We start from the raw sequence: 15,914 nt of genomic DNA, 5'->3' as shown, positions 1-15,914 counted from the left end.
TTGCACAGTGCAAATCGGGCACAATGAAGAATTCATTTCCTATATAAAATGAACATAATTTAGGGAGACCTGAAATTATTTTTAAGTGACAGTCACTCATGTACCCCGAGTGGATAATTGGTAATAAACGAAAGGCATTTTATCACTTCAAACCAGGCAAAATAATCCGATATTAATAAAGTTAGTAGAAGACATGATATGAAAAAATCGGAGAAGAGGATTGGAGAAAATGTTTAACTTCAAAAGTATCAAAATTAAATTGTTATTCGCGTTTTCACTTGTTATTTTATTAGTCATTCTATTGGGTGTTTATAACATTTCAGTAATTATGAAGAGCAATAAAGAAGCGAGAAATATTGTAGAGAAAGAGCTTCCACTGTTAATTGCCAACGATCAATTGGCATTATCAATGGCAAATCGGATAGGGACTGCTCGTGGGTATGTATTATTCGGAGGGGACTACAAAGATCGCTTCAACGAATATACGGAACAAGGGGAGTACTATGGGGATATAGTAAAGGAGATTGGTGCCACAGAGGAATTCAATCAGCTTATTGAACAGACGATTGCTTGGCGGACGAAGATTGCTTCAGACGTCTTTGACGAGTATGATAAAGGGAACACAGAGGTAGCGATTCAAAATTTGGATGCAGCTGCCGTTATGGTTCGTGAGATCATGGCCGGTTATGAAAAAATGGCTGAAGACAGCCAAACAACTATCAATAAGATTGAGCAAGAAATTATTGCTGGGGGAGAAGCAACACTTCGTATTGTTGCAATCGTCACCATTTTAGTGATTGTACTTAGCGTAGCTGCTGCTCTTCTGACTGCAAATATGATAACCAAACCGATAACAATGGTGAGGGATCGAATGGATGAAATAGCAAAAGGGGATTTAAGTGGAGAAATGCTTGGAACACGAACTAGAGACGAAATCGCTCAACTTATCAATGCGACAAATGAAATGAGCAACAATACGCGTCAGTTATTAAATCAAATCAATATAGTTTCCGATTCCGTAACAGGTCAAAGTGAAGAATTAATCCAGTCAGCGGATGAGGTGAATGCAGCTGCGCATCAAATTGCAGTTACGATGCAAGAGTTGGCTGTCGGTGTCGAAGGGGAGGCTAGGAGTGCAAGTGAACTGGCTGTTATGATGGAGTCCTTTACAAGTAAAGTCGAAGAGGCGAATGAAAAAGGTGAACATATTCAACGCGCTTCAAGTGAAGTGCTTTCTATGACTTCAGAAGGTAGTCAATTAATGGAGTCTTCGAATGAACAAATGGCTAAGATTGACCAAATTGTGAAGGAAGCAGTTCAGAAAATCCAAGGATTGGATGCACAATCCCAAGAAATATCCAAGTTGGTTGTCGTGATAAAGGATATTGCTAATCAAACGAATCTGTTGGCCTTAAATGCCGCAATTGAAGCAGCAAGAGCAGGTGAACATGGAAAAGGTTTTGCTGTTGTAGCAGAGGAAGTGAAAAAACTTGCAGAACAGGTGACTGTGTCTGTAACGGATATAACAGACAACGTAACGAGTATCCAAAATGAATCAAGTTCTGTAGCAGGATCATTGCTAGAGGGTTATGAAGAAGTAGAAAAAGGCACGAATCAAATAAATAATACGACTGAGACATTCAATGGAATTAGTAATGCTGTGACAGAAATGGTTAGGCATATTCATACCGTCACGGAAAACTTATCTGAGATTGCAGGAAACAGTCAGAAGATGAGAGGATCCATTGAGGAAATTGCAGCAATTTCTGAAGAATCATCCGCGGGAGTAGAACAAACCTCTGCCTCCTCACAACAAACAAGCAGTTCGATGGAAGAAGTAGCAGGAAGTTCCAGACAACTTGCCGAACTAGCCGAGAAACTGAACGGAATGGTGCTGCAATTTAAACTCTAATTTCACGAGAGACAGTTTCTATATATTGATTTTTATGTACATGTGGTCAAGCCCCGTAAAAATGGACATAAAACTGATGCTTAAATTGCGCCACTAAGCACTTTTACAATACGTAGCTGGAAAAGATGACGGTGATAAATAACCGAGTCTTTTCTGGCTACGTTTTTTATACGCGTAGACACTTAAATATTTAGAGCCTCTGGAAGCGGGTTCGACTCCCGCCGATTCAATTACCAATGTTTAAATCTGAAAAGTCTAACGGAAAAATCCAAAGTTCGATACCGAAACAACAACTATTTATATTTGACTTTGGAAACAATCCCTACCTTCCTATAGGCCGGTACTGTTTTCTTAATAGACATCCTATTAAAGGGGGTTCCATTTTTAATATTTTAAATCTAGGCAAGTGCTACTCCAATATACTGATAGACTTGTATACACTATCAACTCGTCGCATGTGGAGTGCGTTGCTTGGTTGGAAGTGGAGAGATAAAAAAGTGTCTAATGCTCAGTCTCTAAGCCAGTTTAGAGTCATGGGTATTTTTTATACATGACTAAATGTAGAAATTATAAGATGAAAAATAATATTATCAGATGGTTTTGTTATTTGAATACTAGTATTATTCAGATATATATAAGTATACTGTTATAATTTAAAATTAGACCAATACTTTCTCTTATCTTCTTATTTTCTACCTTAAGAGGCATCCTATAATCTCCGGAAATTTTATAAAAATTAATATGTCCGACGTGATTCAGATGAATACACTCATAAAAATGTGGACATCATAGAACCGATGCGGAATTTGAATTAATAGCGCAACAGTTAATGAAGAAATATACTAAGTATCGACTTCATGTTACAATTACTGAATTAGTTAATTTTAATAAGAAGGAGTGAACTCATATGGCATTAGGCATATTGGAAATCATGTATATAGTTTTAATAGTCCTAGCGATAGGAATTCAAGTCGTATTATATAAAAGTAAATCCAATAACAGTATAATTATAATCAATATGTTATTTGGCCTGCTTTTATCGTACCTAGCGTTTACAACTTTTCCTTCAAACTTCGCAATTCAAAGAACACTAGCCGTCGTAATGGGGATAGTAGCTATATTGGCAGTTGTTATTAAGTTCAGAAGTGAAGAGCTTGTGTTGTTAAGTAAAATTGCGCTCTCAATTTCTATCGTAGTTAGCTTAGCCTTATTATTTTTATGAAAAATTTTACACTATAAATAGAAATGACAAAGACAAGACGCCGTGTAAATGGGTGTCTTGTCTTTTTAACTTTTACTATCATAATCATAGTGATTTCAGATAACTATATATCCGTATTGTGAGTAGTATGTGTGGACTCCATTTCATCCGCTATAGCCTTCGTTTCGTGTACCGTACCGTGGGAATGATTTGGCGGTGCATAAATAGAATACAATTTGATGGGCACAGTACCGGTGTTTATTAAATTATGCCAGGACCCAGCTGGAATAATAATAATATCATCATCCTGAACGTGCCGCTCGAAATCTACTTGATCTTTTCTACGTCCCATCTGAACCACTCCTTGCCCTTCCTCAAGCCTAATAAATTGATCAACATAGGGATGTTTCTCTAAACCAATATCCTCTCCCGGTGCAATACTCATAAGTGTGAGTTGCAAATGGTCACCTGTCCATAACGCGGTGCGAAATGTTTGGTTCCTTTTTGTTGCCTCTTCTATATTAATCGTGAAAGGCATAGGACCATAATCTGTTTGACTATGGTGTGGTAGTACAGAATGAAATTCAGACTGATTCATTTGCTGTGAAGGATACATATGGAAACAAGGCCATACATACATCGGCTGATACCAACACGCTAATATGAAATTTGAAACAGGTTGTTGGATAACACTCATCCCTCTCTTTATATTTTCATCATAGTATATGTATGGAACTCTAATTTGTGTTTAAAAGAAAAATGAGTAAACAGCTAAACTTATTGTGACTAGAATTCACAAAGTAGTCATATGTAAGCGGTTCAACCTTGAATGAATTGTGAAGGTATTCACAATGCGGCCAAACCAATTGAAAAGGATAGTATACTAAGGGTAACAAGAGAAGTTGATTATAGATTCTCGCCTAGTGAATCAACATACAACTAAAGGAGATTGAATAATATGTGGGTTATCACTTTGTTCGAAACAGAAAATGTACGGATCTTTGAATATGCAGAGAGAATAGAAGCTACCACTGCCATGGAGAAATTCAATGAGTACGCTGTTTTATCCTATACAAAATAAGAAGCACTGAACATACACATAGCTAATAATAATGAACGATATAAAAGAAAGTCAAAGGGAGATGGACAAACATGTGGGTAATTACTTTATTTGATCAAGCGAACGTACGAATATTTGAGTATGCTGAGAAGGTAGAAGCTTTGAATGCAATGAAGAATTTTAGTAAATATGCCGTTCTTACTTACACAAGATAAGCAGTTATTACCTAAACCGTAGCGCACTTCGCTACGGTTTTTTACATGTAAATTGAATTGGAACTTATATAATTGGAGATGCTAGTTCACGGTCCCTGTCGAAGGATGTAATTTTATGTTGATGAAAAAATTAAATTAAATTTATAAAATGATGCATAATTTCTAATTCGTTGTTAAGAAAACGTTTGCAGACACAATTACGACATATGTAAGCGTTTTGACTTTAAATGATTTGTGAAAAACTTCACATATCGGTTTCTTTTGTTGTAGAACAGAGTATGATAAGAGTAACAAAAGAAATTGGTTAGCAGATTCCATTCAAGGAACTATGCTGCCAAACAAAAGGGAGACTACACAGCATGTGGGTTATCACATTGTTTGACGAAGCAAACGTAAGAATCTTTGAATATGCTGAAAAGGCCGAAGCGACAAATGCAATGAAAAACTTTAACAATTACGCAGTTCTAACATACACATACTAAGTGTTGGCTTTACTATTGATAAATGAATACAAATTAAAAGGAGACTGACAAACATGTGGGTTATTACATTATTTGATCAAGCAAACGTAAGGATCTTTGAATATGCTGAGAAGGCAGAAGCAACAAAAGCATTGAAGAACTTTAACAATTACGCAGTTCTAACATACACATACTAAGCGATGCTTTACTGGTGATAAATGAATACAAATTAAAAGGAGATTGACAAACATGTGGGTAATTACTTTGTTCGACCAAGCGAACGTACGTATTTTTGAATATGCTGAGAAAGCAGAAGCGACTGACGCGATGAAGAACTTCAGCAAATATGCAGTTCTTTCATACACAAAATAATGTCGTCATAAAAAACCCGTAGCGATGTACTGCTGCGGGTTTTTTATGCATCCATTATATTTGTTAGTTAGATTATTAATTCTCACACAATCTACTATGCTAGAATACGACTATATCAACCATGACGTCAGGCTAGTAAAGAAGGGAATTATATGTTTAGTAATTTAAATATTTTTTTACAACGATGGATTGCCATATTAACACCACTTAGCTTAGTGATCGGTGTATTGTTTCATCAAGTAGGGGAGCAGTTATTATTTATCGTCTCCTGGTTGTTTGCCTTTATGACGTTTGTAGGCAGTCTTGGCATGAATGTCAAAGAAGTGCGTATGGTAAGGAAGTATCCTGCCGTAGTGCTCGTAAGCATCGCTTTTCTGCATATAGTAATGCCTGCATGGGCTTACTTTTTATCCACAGTCTTTTTTGATGATCATTTACTGACGGTAGGTTTTGTATTGGCAGTAGCTATTCCGACGGGGGTTACGAGTGTGATTTGGGTAACCATATCGAAGGGCAATCTACCTCTGTGCTTATCTATCATATTGATTGATACATTACTGGCACCTATCATTTTACCGGCTATTCTGTATTTCGTCGTAGGAGAAAGCGTAACAATTGATACGATGTCACTAATCTTAAATTTACTGTGGATGATTGTACTTCCTACAATACTAGGTATTACGTTAAATGAACTATCAAAGGGAAGCATCCAAAAGAAATGGGGCCCCTTTTTAGCTCCCTTCTCTAAATTAAGTCTGTTTGCGATTGTTGCGATCAATGGTAGTGCAGTAGCGCCTTATGTTCAGAAGGTTTCTTTGGAACTGATCGGCATTATTGCTCTTGTACTATTCATAGCGTTAACGGGCTATGCAATCGCCTTATGGATTGCGCATGTACTATGGAAAGACCCAGTAATTGCTACCACATTCATGTTTGTGGGCGGCATGCGAAATATTGCGACTGGTGTTGTCATCGCGACAACGTTTTTCCCGGCGAAAGTCGTCATGCCTGTCGTTTTCGGTATGCTATTCCAGCAAGTACTTGCCTCGGCATACAATAAAGTAGGGAACTGGTATGGAAGACGTCATTTTGAGGTAAATGAAGAGGGATAAAATAAAACAACTGCCGTCATTCTGAAGATCAGAACACGGCAGTTGTTTTATTTTTTCTTCTTCTTATTTTTGGGTCTAGATCCAAACTCAGCAGAAAATTCTTCTACTGAATGACCTTCCGGACGTTGATTATTACTATTACTGGCTTCTTTGTTTTTATTCTGATACGTATCCAATGGGTTGTGTGTCCGTTCATTCATGGTTTTTTTGTTATTTTTATTCGTCATGTTCGTCCACCTCCTACTGACTAGAATGGACAAAATCCGAAATTTTATACGACAGCTGACGACATCAATAGATATCTGTAAAATGTTATCATGACTAAAAGAAGAGGTGGAACTATGCGGAAAGTATCTAGAATCGTACTATTACTCGTCGTCGGTGCCTTTTTTATAATAGCAACAGGGTGTTCAAATCAAGAGAACGAACAGGATGAAAAAGCTAAACAATTAGAAATACGAAATAAGCAGAACAAACAAGCGTTGATTACGATTCACGATGCCGCTAAAACAGGAAGGCTGCCCAACCAACAGTGGCAAGCAGGAGAAACTACTTTTCAACAAGTTCAAGATCAGTTGGGGGAAGCAGATAAAGTAGAACGTGATAATAAAGGAACCTATGCGGTTTATGAAAAAGAACAGTTGAAGCTTGGTTTGACAGAAAATAATTTGGTCTATAAATTGCGTACAGTGGAATCAAACCTCGATGATGTAAAGCAGTCGCAAACTAGAGAAATACTAGGAGCTCCAGACAAACTAGGACAACTAGATGAGCAAACGGCTTTTGTTTATAAATTGAATGATGAATATCAATTAACCTTGCTGTTTTCCTCTTCAGAAAACGATGCATCTATCGCAGAAGTTGCTGTTCTCCATAAGCCAAGTGCTGAAATTCAGGCTGTCATAGAGGGAATGCAATTAGATGAAAAGCTCGGTCAGTTGATTCTGATGGGTGTGCGAGGTCCGCAGCTGGATTCAGTGGCGAAGACATTTATCCAAGACAGACATGTCGGTGGCATCATTTTATTTACCCGTAATTTTGTGTCTGTTTCGCAGTCGCTTAGTTTGATTAATGATTTAAAACAAGCAAATACTAATGCAAAAACACCGTTATTTATTAGTGCAGACGAAGAAGGAGGACGTGTTACCCGTTTGCCAAAGGGACTTGTAAAAACTCCTTCTAATCGTGAATTAGGGAATGCTAAAAACGGTAAATATGCATATGATGTTGGCGAGTTAATTGGCCGCAAAATGAGTGCGTTTGGATTGAATATGAATTTTGCACCTGTTCTTGACGTGGATAGCAATCCGAATAATCCAGTGATTGGTGACCGTTCCTATGGTAATGATGCACAGCTAGTCAGTAAAGCAGGAATCCAGCAAGTGAATGGTATGGCGTCGCAACATGTCATACCTGTCGTCAAACACTTTCCAGGACATGGTGATACAAGTGTAGACTCGCATATTAATTTGCCTGTGATCACACATAATAAGGAGCGCTTAAAGAATGTAGAACTGCTTCCTTTTAAACAGGCGATTGAGGGCCGCGTCAATGCGGTAATGGTCGGACACTTACTTGTAGAGGCATATGATCCGAAAACACCTGCCTCATTTTCAAAAATAATCATTCAAGACTTATTGCGTGATGAATTACAATTTGACGGTGTAGTTATTACAGATGACTTGGTCATGGGAGCTATCGAAAAGAACTATTCGATTGGAGAGGTGGCAATCCAATCTATTGTAGCAGGTAGTGATATTTTGCTCGTTGGGCATAGATATACTCCAGTAAACGAGCTACTCACTGCATTACAAGATGCTCTAAATGAAGGAGTAATTACAGAACGACGAATCAATCAAAGTGTCGAGCGGATTTTACTGCTGAAGCAACAGTATGGAGTGGAAGATATTCAACAAGAGAAAGTCGATGTAGTAGAGCTAAATCAACAAACGAAGGAGCTTATAGAGAAAATCGAATCAGGTAAGTAATGATAAAGGAGTGATCGCATGGAAGAACGGGTTCTTTTACTTCATGGTTTTAATAAAAACTCACGTGATATGCAGACGTTGTCTACTTATTTAGAATTTCACGGTTTTCAGTGCAGATCACTCGACTTACCGTTAACCTATCTTGAATTTGATCATTCTTTTTTTCTTGTAGAAAAACACCTATCCCATATGATTTCACAAATAGATGCACCTATTCATTTAGTCGGTCACAGTACAGGCGGTCTACTTATTCGAAAAGTATTGCAGGAAACACAATGGAAAGATTCAATTGGTCACTGTGTGCAAATTGCCACGCCAAATCGAGGAAGTCAGCTCGCGCACGTGGCGAGTAAAATTACTGGGTACACTGAGTACTATAGAACATTACGTTCATTGAACGCTACGTATATTGAGCAGCTGAATTTGCCGGATATAACACCCTTTTCAATTGGCGCAATCGCGGGAACCCGAAATCATTTATGGCTTGGAAAGTTACTCCAAGGGGAAAATGATGGACGAGTAGAGTTGGATTCAGTGTATTATCCGGGACTAGCTGATTTTATTACGTTGCCGTATGGACATAAAGAAATCCATCATCAGAAAGATGTAGCTGAATTAACTGCACGTTTTTTGCGAACTGGGAATTTTTGATAAAGCGTTGCTATCTATCGCTTCATTATTTATAATAAAATAGTCTGCGAATTTTTTGTATATGCAGACTATTACATAAACTGAGGAGAAAATATTTATGGACCATATGGGAATACTATCGCTTATACCACCAGTAGTCGCGGTTGTCTTAGCGATCATCTCGAAGAATGTCATCATTGCTTTATTCTCAGGTGTCTTTATTGGCGTGCTTCTCATAGTTGGCGGTAATCCGCTGACCGCTACTACTTCTACGATAGGAGAATATTTATTTCCGCAATTAACTGACGGTTATAATGCAGCTGTATTAGTCCTTCTATTTTTCATTGGGGGATTTGTTGCACTAATGGAAAAGTCAGGTGGCGGTGCAGCACTTGCTACATCTTCGGCGAAACTTTTCACTACGCGAGCTAGAGCGCAACTCGGTGCGTGGTTCGGTGGAATCATCATTTTCTTTTCAGACTTGGGAACACCTTTAATTGTGGGGCCAGTATTTGAAAAGGTTTTTGACAAGGCAAAGATTTCGCGTGAAAAACTTGCGTGGATCATTGATTCTACGTCTTCACCAGTGGCGGTTTTAATTCCGTTCATCGGATGGGGAGTTTATATTATGGGATTAATTCGTGCGGAATTCGATAAGCTTAATATTACAGATTCTGAATTTAGTACATTAGTTGCTGTGATCCCGTTCCAGTTCTATGCCATCTTAGCTGTTCTTTTAGTTCCAGTGATCGCTCTAACAAAACTTGATTTTGGACCAATGGCGAAAGCAGAACGACGTGTACGTGAAACTGGTCAGCTATATTGGCCTGAATCAAAGCCTTTGCGTAAACCAGAAGTCACTGAGGAATATACGACTGGAAGCCGTGCAATCTTAGTGTGGTTACCACTGCTTGTATTATTTGTTACCTTATTCAGTTTGCTTGTTTCTTACGGCTTTCCGTTCGAACCAGTACCAGGTGGAGATTTTCGTGTATCACTGAGTACGGCCTATTTATTTGCTGCAATTACAATTGTATTGCTGATGCTAATTTTCAAAGTCAAAAAGTTTGGCGAATCAGTTGATATTTATACAATGGGCATGCAAAAAATGGTCTATGTCGCGACAACGCTTGTGCTTGCATGGGCACTTGGTCAAGTCATAGGTGAAATGGGTACGGCAAATTATATCGTAGAAGTGATGAAAGGGAATATACCGGCATTCATCATACCTGCAATATTATTTGTTGTAGGTGCCATCATGGCGATTGCATCTGGTACTTCATGGGGAACGTTCGCTATCATGCTTCCGATTGCTATTCCGATGGCAGTTGCGTTGGATGCACATCTCCTCGTTTGTATTGGAGCAGTGTTATCTGGAGGGATTTTTGGAGATCACTGTTCTCCAATTTCCGATACAACCATTTTATCCTCGACCGGTGCTGGTGCAGACCACATTGATCATGTTAAAACACAGTTCCCTTATGCTTTATTGAATGCTGTTGCCGCATTCATAGGATTTATAGTAGCGGGGATAACAGGTAGTGTGTATACGATTTTCTTATCAGTTGCAATTATCATCGTTGTAGCATTAATATTATCCAAAAGACAGGGAAAAAGTATAACTAGTTAAACAGTAAAGGCGTTGTGTTACTCGTATGAGGATGCACTTCTTTTCTACTTGAAAAAATTCACAGCTCTAATTACCTTGTAATATTCATTTCAGCGGGCATGCTACAGCTGAGGGAATAAGGAGGATGATTGGATGGGTATTAGTGAAGAGTTGAAAAAGTTGAAAGCATTTCACTGTGATGATCGATGTGTGCTGTCCGTATACTTAAACACGAACCCTGCTGATCCTGACCAACAGCAAGCTGCGTGGAGAATTCATTTGAAATCAGGATTGAAAAGGATTGATGAATATCTCGTCGCATCCGGAGATGAAAAAGAGTTGACTGCATTTCGTTCTTTGAAAGACCGAGTAATGAAGGAAATTGAAGATAAGCAAAATGATTTGGCGAAAGGTGCTATCATTTTTGCAGCAGCAGATCCTGAAATTTGGTCTGTTCATTATGTTCAAGTGGCAGTAAAGACGAGCTTTCATTGGGAAAATCAAGCGATGACAAATGAATTGGAGTATATGTTACAAGCATATCCAGAAGCGGGAATTATACTCCCGAGTTACAGCAATGTCCGGATTTTGGATACAGCAATGGGGAGAGTTCATGACGAAACAGTGTATGAATTTGATTCGGGTCTCGATGTCTGGAAAGAACAAAAAGACATCAAGTCTTCCATACAGCGGGGAGTAGGAGGACATACAGACGGATTTGATCAGCGCTTAAAAGAGAATCTAGATCGTTTTTATAAAGACATGGGCGCTGTGGTCGGTAATATGAAAAAGAAGCGCGGATGGAAAGAAGTGCATGTGGCAGGGGAAGCGGAACTGGCCAAAAGCTTCTCATCCATCTTGCGTGAAAAGCCCGAAAGCTGTATTCACAAAAACTTTGGAAAATCGAACAATAATCACGTCATCCAAAAGATCTTCGAATCCCGCTAAGTAGTGCCATAAAAGGATGTCCCAGAGGTCCGTGACTTCAAGGGACATTCTTTTTTGTGTTTTTGATCTTAGAGTAAGATCAAAATTACTATACGGTGAGAGCGGATTGAAGCTTAAACGGGGGACGCGTCTCTCCAATTTATTTACAACTTATTATTATGTGGCTGCACTAAAGAATAATAATTAAAGTAATTTCAGAATATTAATAGTATACTAAGTTCTAAAGAGGGGGATTAACATGGGGAGATTCAAGAAAATTACGCTGTGGACACTTAGTATACTATCAATTGTAGTGGTTCTTGTTGCTATATTTGCAAACGCTTACATAACAAAGTCGAAACCATTGATAGCAGGAGAGCATCAAGTCTCATTCGTCGATCAAGAAGTAGTTATTACACGGGATCACAATGGGGTTCCGCATATCAATGCCGCTTCGGATGAAGACCTGTACCGAGCGCAAGGTTATGTGCAAGCGCAAGACCGTTTATTCCAAATGGATCTAGCACGCAGGCAGGCGAGTGGTCGTCTAGCTGAAGTCATCGGTGACAAGGCAGTTGATACGGATAAGTTATTCCGTACATTCAGTCTGCGAAATGCAGCGGAAGCTTCATATGAAGGATATGGAGAACATGCGAAAGCGGTGCTTGGCTGGTATGCAGAAGGGGTCAATGCATTCATTGAGGAAGCTACATCTGAAAAGAAATTGTCCTACGAATTTTCGCTTCTTGGATATGAGCCTGAAGAGTGGACGCCTATCGATTCATTAACCATCGGGAAGTATATGGCTTATGACTTGGGAGGTAGATGGCAACCGCAAGCATTCCGCCACTGGGCGATTAATGCGTTTCCTGAAGAGAAAATAAAAGATTTATTTCTGACGTATCCCGAAAACGCAGAATCGATCATGACGGCTAATAAAGAACATAACGTGGCAGTGGCGGGACGTTTTCTACCGGAACTTTCACCGCCTGAATTCAATGGAAGTAACAACTGGGTTGTATCAGGTGAGAAGACCGCTTCCGGTAAACCATTACTCGCTGATGACCCGCATTTAGGACTGAGTACTCCGTCTATTTGGTATCAGATGCATTTACAATCCCCTGAACAAAATGTTGAAGGTGTAATTTTTGCAGGAATTCCAGGAATCATTTTGGGGAATAATGAAGAAATCGCCTGGGGTGTTACGAACGTTGGTCCAGATGTGCAAGATCTTTACATTGAAGTCCCACATCCAAGTAAAAAAGCTCAATTCCGTTATGATGGAAAGTGGGAGCAGGCAGAAGTACGTAATGAGACGATTAAAGTTAAAGGGGCCGAAGACATTCCATATAAAGTAATCGTCACGAAACACGGGCCGATCATTTCAGACGTTATGTACAAAGAGGAAGATCCCGATGCATTATTCTCCATGCAGTGGACGGCACTCGAGCCCACACTTGAACTTGAAGCGATTATGGAGATGAACAAATCATCAGATTGGGAAGGTTTTGAGAAAGCATTAGAGAAGTTTCACGCACCTGCACAGAATTTCGTCTTTGCTTCCAAGGATGGCACAATCGCGTATAAAGCAAACGGTCGCATTCCCATCCGTAAACAAGGTGACGCACAATTGGCGGTGCCAGGAGATTCTTCTGACTATGGTTGGAAAGGCTATATTCCATATGATGAACTACCACGTGTGGTGAATCCTGAAGAAGGTTTTATCGCCACAGCAAATAATGAAGTGGTCGATGAAGAGTATCCATATCACATCACGAAGTTCTGGGCACAGCCATACCGCTTCCAACGGATTGTGGAAGTGCTGCGAGAAGGCGATAACTTCACAGTGGAAGACATGATGAAACTGCAAATGGACCAAAAAAATCTCTATGCAGCAGAATTCCTTCATTCCATGATTGGATCAGTAGAGAACGAAGACCAATCAGGTGAATATAAAGAAGTATTGAATACGTTAAAAGAATGGGATCAAGTGGATTCAAAAGATAGTAGTGCTCCGCTAATTTTCCATAAGTGGATGAAACAATTGCAAATTGATATGTTCCGTGAAGAAATGCCGGCGGATGTCTATGAACTAATGCCGGGCAAAAATCAGATTACAGACGAACTTCTGCGTAAAGGATATAGCGGAGAAGAAAGCGTCTGGTTAGAAGAAAAACAAGGCATCGATCAATGGGTGTACGATTCATTTAGCAACGCAATGAAAAACATCGCCAATGACTTCGGTGACAAGCAACAAAAATGGGCATGGGGCGACTATCACCAACTAACATTCCCTCACCCACTTGCAAGTGCATCACCCATACTCGCAAAACTATTAAATCCTGAAAAGCAACCAATCGGCGGATCCAATATCACAGTACAAGCCGCCGCCTTCAAAGATGACGGCTCTGTCAACCACGGCGCATCATGGCGTTTCGTTGCTGATCTAGACGATTTAACCAAGACATATCACGTCGTCGGACCTGGTCAAAGCGGACACTTAAAATCCAAATGGTTCCACGACCAAGCAGAGGACTGGGCAAGTGGCCAATACCACGAAACACTGATGAGCCAAAATGTTCCCGACGGTCGTGTACTTACGTTGCAGCCTATAGGAAAATAATCAGAATTGCTTAAGGATCATCTCTGGGAAGTAGTGATTTACTGCTTCTTGCGACGGTCTTTTTTAGTTGCGCTGCGCGTTTTGGTCAGTTATTGTTGGAGGCGTTGCTCGACTAGTTGTTGGGTACTGAAGTTAGTACGTGTCTGCTTTCTCGACCCGCGTAGGCAAGTGGGGATTGCCTCCAGCCAGGAGCCAGCTGGCGATAGTGCTGTCAGTTGTCTCATGGCCACGGCCTACCCCGCAGTGGGGCCAATAAGCATTACACTCTATAGGCAGTCAAACGAGTAGCTCTGTTCAAAACAGACAAATAAATGATCTTGCCGCATCTTACTTACCCGGTCCAAAACTATGACCTCTCTAGCCACGGTCACTCCAAAAAAGCGCAGTTTAATTTCAAAAAGCAAAAAACACATCTCACATGGTATACTATATGGATTCTAATTTGCAAAGTATTATCGGAGGAATTTTACAATGAAATATCTAGCGGGCGGCATACAATGGACCGTCTTTCTCATCGCATCATCTATTGCAGCCCCCATCGCGATCGCACACGTCTTCGGTATGGACCCCATAGCCACATCGCTATTCATGCAACGAACCATATTCGTTCTCGGTATTGCCTGTCTGATCCAAGCATTTTTCGGACATCGTATGCCAATTAACGAAGGACCCGCAGGCTTATGGTGGGGAATCTATGTAGTCTATGCAGGCATGGTCGGTATTTTTTATACAACGTCAACAGACGCCCTGCAGGCATTGCAAAGTGGTATGTTGTACAGTGGAGTGCTATTCATTATCCTTGCAGCCACGGGAATTATTACAAAAATGAAAGTGCTCTTCACACCAGCGATCACGTTCACTTATTTAATGTTGCTAATCTTACAATTAAGCGGAACCTTTATTAAAGGCATGATGGGTGTCGAAGAAGCAGGAGACCGTTTGGATCCAGTCATTTTACTCGGAAGTTTCATTGTTTTATTGATCACTTTTATTGCGATGGCTAATAAACGGCCGTCCATATCTAGATATGCCATATTGATTTCGATTGCACTTGGCTGGGGAATTTTCTTAATGCTAGGGAAAACACCAACCATCGCGAAAGTATCCGATCAACTAATCCAACTACCGAAAATGTTCGTCTATGGAAAGCCCGTATTGGACAGTGGTGTTCTCGTTACAGCGATCTTTATCACATTATTGCTAGTAGCGAATATGCTCGCATCGATCCGTGTCATGGAACATTTATTGGAGCAATCTTTTCAAATTACTCAGCCGGATCGTTTACGCCAAGGAGCATTTGCTTCAGGATTTATCCATCTAATTGCGGGTGCCTTTTCTGCCATTGGTTCCGTACCGATTTCAGGATCTGCTGGGTTTGTTGGCACGACACGTATGCCGTCCATTAAACCATTTATAATTGGTAGCACACTCCTAGTGTTAATCACGTTGTTTCCAAGTATCATGGCCATATTTGCGGCTTTGCCTGCGCCCGTTGCATACGCTGTAACTTTTGCCATCTTTACGAAAATGGTGTCGATGGCATTCAATGAACTCGATGCTGACCCAGAAAAGGAACGCGCGCGCCAAGCGGTAGCATTTGGATTGATGGTAGGTGTAGGTACAATGTTCGTCCCAGCAGAAAGCCTGTCACAACTTCCTGCCGTGGTAGCTTCAACACTATCTAACGGATTGATTACAGGAACGATCCTTGCGATCATTATTGAGCAATATATGATACGTAGAAGGCAAAGGAATTCGTATAGTAAGATGTGAAAAATCCCAACAGTTCAACCTGTTGGGGTTT

At 40.0% G+C, this 15,914-nt stretch carries 15 protein-coding genes; 13 read left to right on the top strand and 2 right to left on the bottom strand.

What is annotated here, in order from left to right; translation table 11 throughout:
- Positions 1 to 229: 229 nt before the first annotated feature.
- Both CSV74_RS11670 and CSV74_RS11660 read left to right on the top strand, forming a co-directional pair.
- Complete coding sequence (locus CSV74_RS11670) at positions 230 to 1,912, top strand: methyl-accepting chemotaxis protein (protein ID WP_099691779.1); 1,683 nt, start codon at positions 230 to 232, stop codon at positions 1,910 to 1,912.
- Positions 1,913 to 2,819: 907 nt separating this feature from the next.
- Positions 2,820 to 3,134 (top strand): hypothetical protein, encoded by a 315-nt coding sequence (locus CSV74_RS11660; RefSeq protein WP_099670588.1) that lies wholly within the window; start codon positions 2,820 to 2,822, stop codon positions 3,132 to 3,134.
- Between the two features lie 103 nt (positions 3,135 to 3,237).
- Here the strand turns inward: CSV74_RS11660 and CSV74_RS11655 are convergent, their stop codons facing one another.
- Positions 3,238 to 3,711, bottom strand: a complete 474-nt coding sequence (locus CSV74_RS11655; RefSeq protein ID WP_233190902.1) for a cupin domain-containing protein — start codon at positions 3,709 to 3,711, stop codon at positions 3,238 to 3,240.
- A gap of 360 nt (positions 3,712 to 4,071) precedes the next feature.
- On the opposite strand from CSV74_RS11655, the gene CSV74_RS17045 reads away from it, so the two are divergent.
- The 5 genes from CSV74_RS17045 (at position 4,072) to CSV74_RS11650 (ending at position 6,333) form a co-directional block, all read left to right on the top strand.
- Complete coding sequence (locus CSV74_RS17045) at positions 4,072 to 4,194, top strand: hypothetical protein (protein WP_255408341.1); 123 nt, start codon at positions 4,072 to 4,074, stop codon at positions 4,192 to 4,194.
- Positions 4,195 to 4,747: 553 nt separating this feature from the next.
- Positions 4,748 to 4,870 (top strand): hypothetical protein, encoded by a 123-nt coding sequence (locus tag CSV74_RS17040; protein ID WP_255407646.1) that lies wholly within the window; start codon positions 4,748 to 4,750, stop codon positions 4,868 to 4,870.
- A 53-nt stretch (positions 4,871 to 4,923) separates the two neighbouring features.
- Positions 4,924 to 5,046, top strand: coding sequence for a hypothetical protein (locus tag CSV74_RS17035; RefSeq protein WP_255408340.1), 123 nt, complete (start codon positions 4,924 to 4,926; stop codon positions 5,044 to 5,046).
- A 52-nt stretch (positions 5,047 to 5,098) separates the two neighbouring features.
- The gene (locus CSV74_RS17030) at positions 5,099 to 5,221 is read left to right on the top strand and encodes a hypothetical protein (RefSeq protein WP_255397466.1); all 123 of its coding nucleotides are present in this window, start codon (positions 5,099 to 5,101) and stop codon (positions 5,219 to 5,221) included.
- Between the two features lie 152 nt (positions 5,222 to 5,373).
- Positions 5,374 to 6,333 (top strand): bile acid:sodium symporter family protein, encoded by a 960-nt coding sequence (locus CSV74_RS11650; protein WP_099691777.1) that lies wholly within the window; start codon positions 5,374 to 5,376, stop codon positions 6,331 to 6,333.
- Positions 6,334 to 6,380: 47 nt separating this feature from the next.
- Here CSV74_RS11650 and CSV74_RS11645 read toward each other — a convergent pair whose 3' ends face one another.
- Complete coding sequence (locus CSV74_RS11645) at positions 6,381 to 6,560, bottom strand: hypothetical protein (protein WP_099691776.1); 180 nt, start codon at positions 6,558 to 6,560, stop codon at positions 6,381 to 6,383.
- A 114-nt stretch (positions 6,561 to 6,674) separates the two neighbouring features.
- On the opposite strand from CSV74_RS11645, the gene nagZ reads away from it, so the two are divergent.
- The 6 genes from nagZ (at position 6,675) to CSV74_RS11615 (ending at position 15,883) form a co-directional block, all read left to right on the top strand.
- Complete coding sequence (nagZ, locus tag CSV74_RS11640; protein ID WP_158231793.1) at positions 6,675 to 8,321, top strand: beta-N-acetylhexosaminidase; 1,647 nt, start codon at positions 6,675 to 6,677, stop codon at positions 8,319 to 8,321.
- Between the two features lie 18 nt (positions 8,322 to 8,339).
- Positions 8,340 to 8,972, top strand: coding sequence for a lipase family alpha/beta hydrolase (locus CSV74_RS11635; RefSeq protein ID WP_099691774.1), 633 nt, complete (start codon positions 8,340 to 8,342; stop codon positions 8,970 to 8,972).
- 97 nt (positions 8,973 to 9,069) lie between these two features.
- The gene (locus tag CSV74_RS11630) at positions 9,070 to 10,581 is read left to right on the top strand and encodes a Na+/H+ antiporter NhaC family protein (RefSeq protein ID WP_099691773.1); all 1,512 of its coding nucleotides are present in this window, start codon (positions 9,070 to 9,072) and stop codon (positions 10,579 to 10,581) included.
- 132 nt (positions 10,582 to 10,713) lie between these two features.
- On the top strand, positions 10,714 to 11,508 hold the full coding sequence (locus tag CSV74_RS11625) for a VLRF1 family aeRF1-type release factor (protein WP_099691772.1): 795 nt from the start codon (positions 10,714 to 10,716) through the stop codon (positions 11,506 to 11,508).
- Between the two features lie 238 nt (positions 11,509 to 11,746).
- The gene (locus CSV74_RS11620) at positions 11,747 to 14,110 is read left to right on the top strand and encodes a penicillin acylase family protein (RefSeq protein ID WP_099691771.1); all 2,364 of its coding nucleotides are present in this window, start codon (positions 11,747 to 11,749) and stop codon (positions 14,108 to 14,110) included.
- A 471-nt stretch (positions 14,111 to 14,581) separates the two neighbouring features.
- Positions 14,582 to 15,883 carry a purine/pyrimidine permease gene (locus CSV74_RS11615; RefSeq protein WP_099691770.1) on the top strand — a complete coding sequence of 434 codons (1,302 nt, stop codon included), beginning with the start codon at positions 14,582 to 14,584 and terminating at the stop codon, positions 15,881 to 15,883.
- The last annotated feature ends 31 nt before the right edge of the window (positions 15,884 to 15,914 follow it).

It is taken from the genome of Sporosarcina sp. P19 (genome assembly GCF_002743165.1).
Lineage (GTDB): Bacteria > Bacillota > Bacilli > Bacillales_A > Planococcaceae > Sporosarcina > Sporosarcina ureae.
The sequence above is the reverse complement of the archived record's forward strand: the minus strand, read 5'-3'. Positions and strand labels throughout refer to the sequence as shown.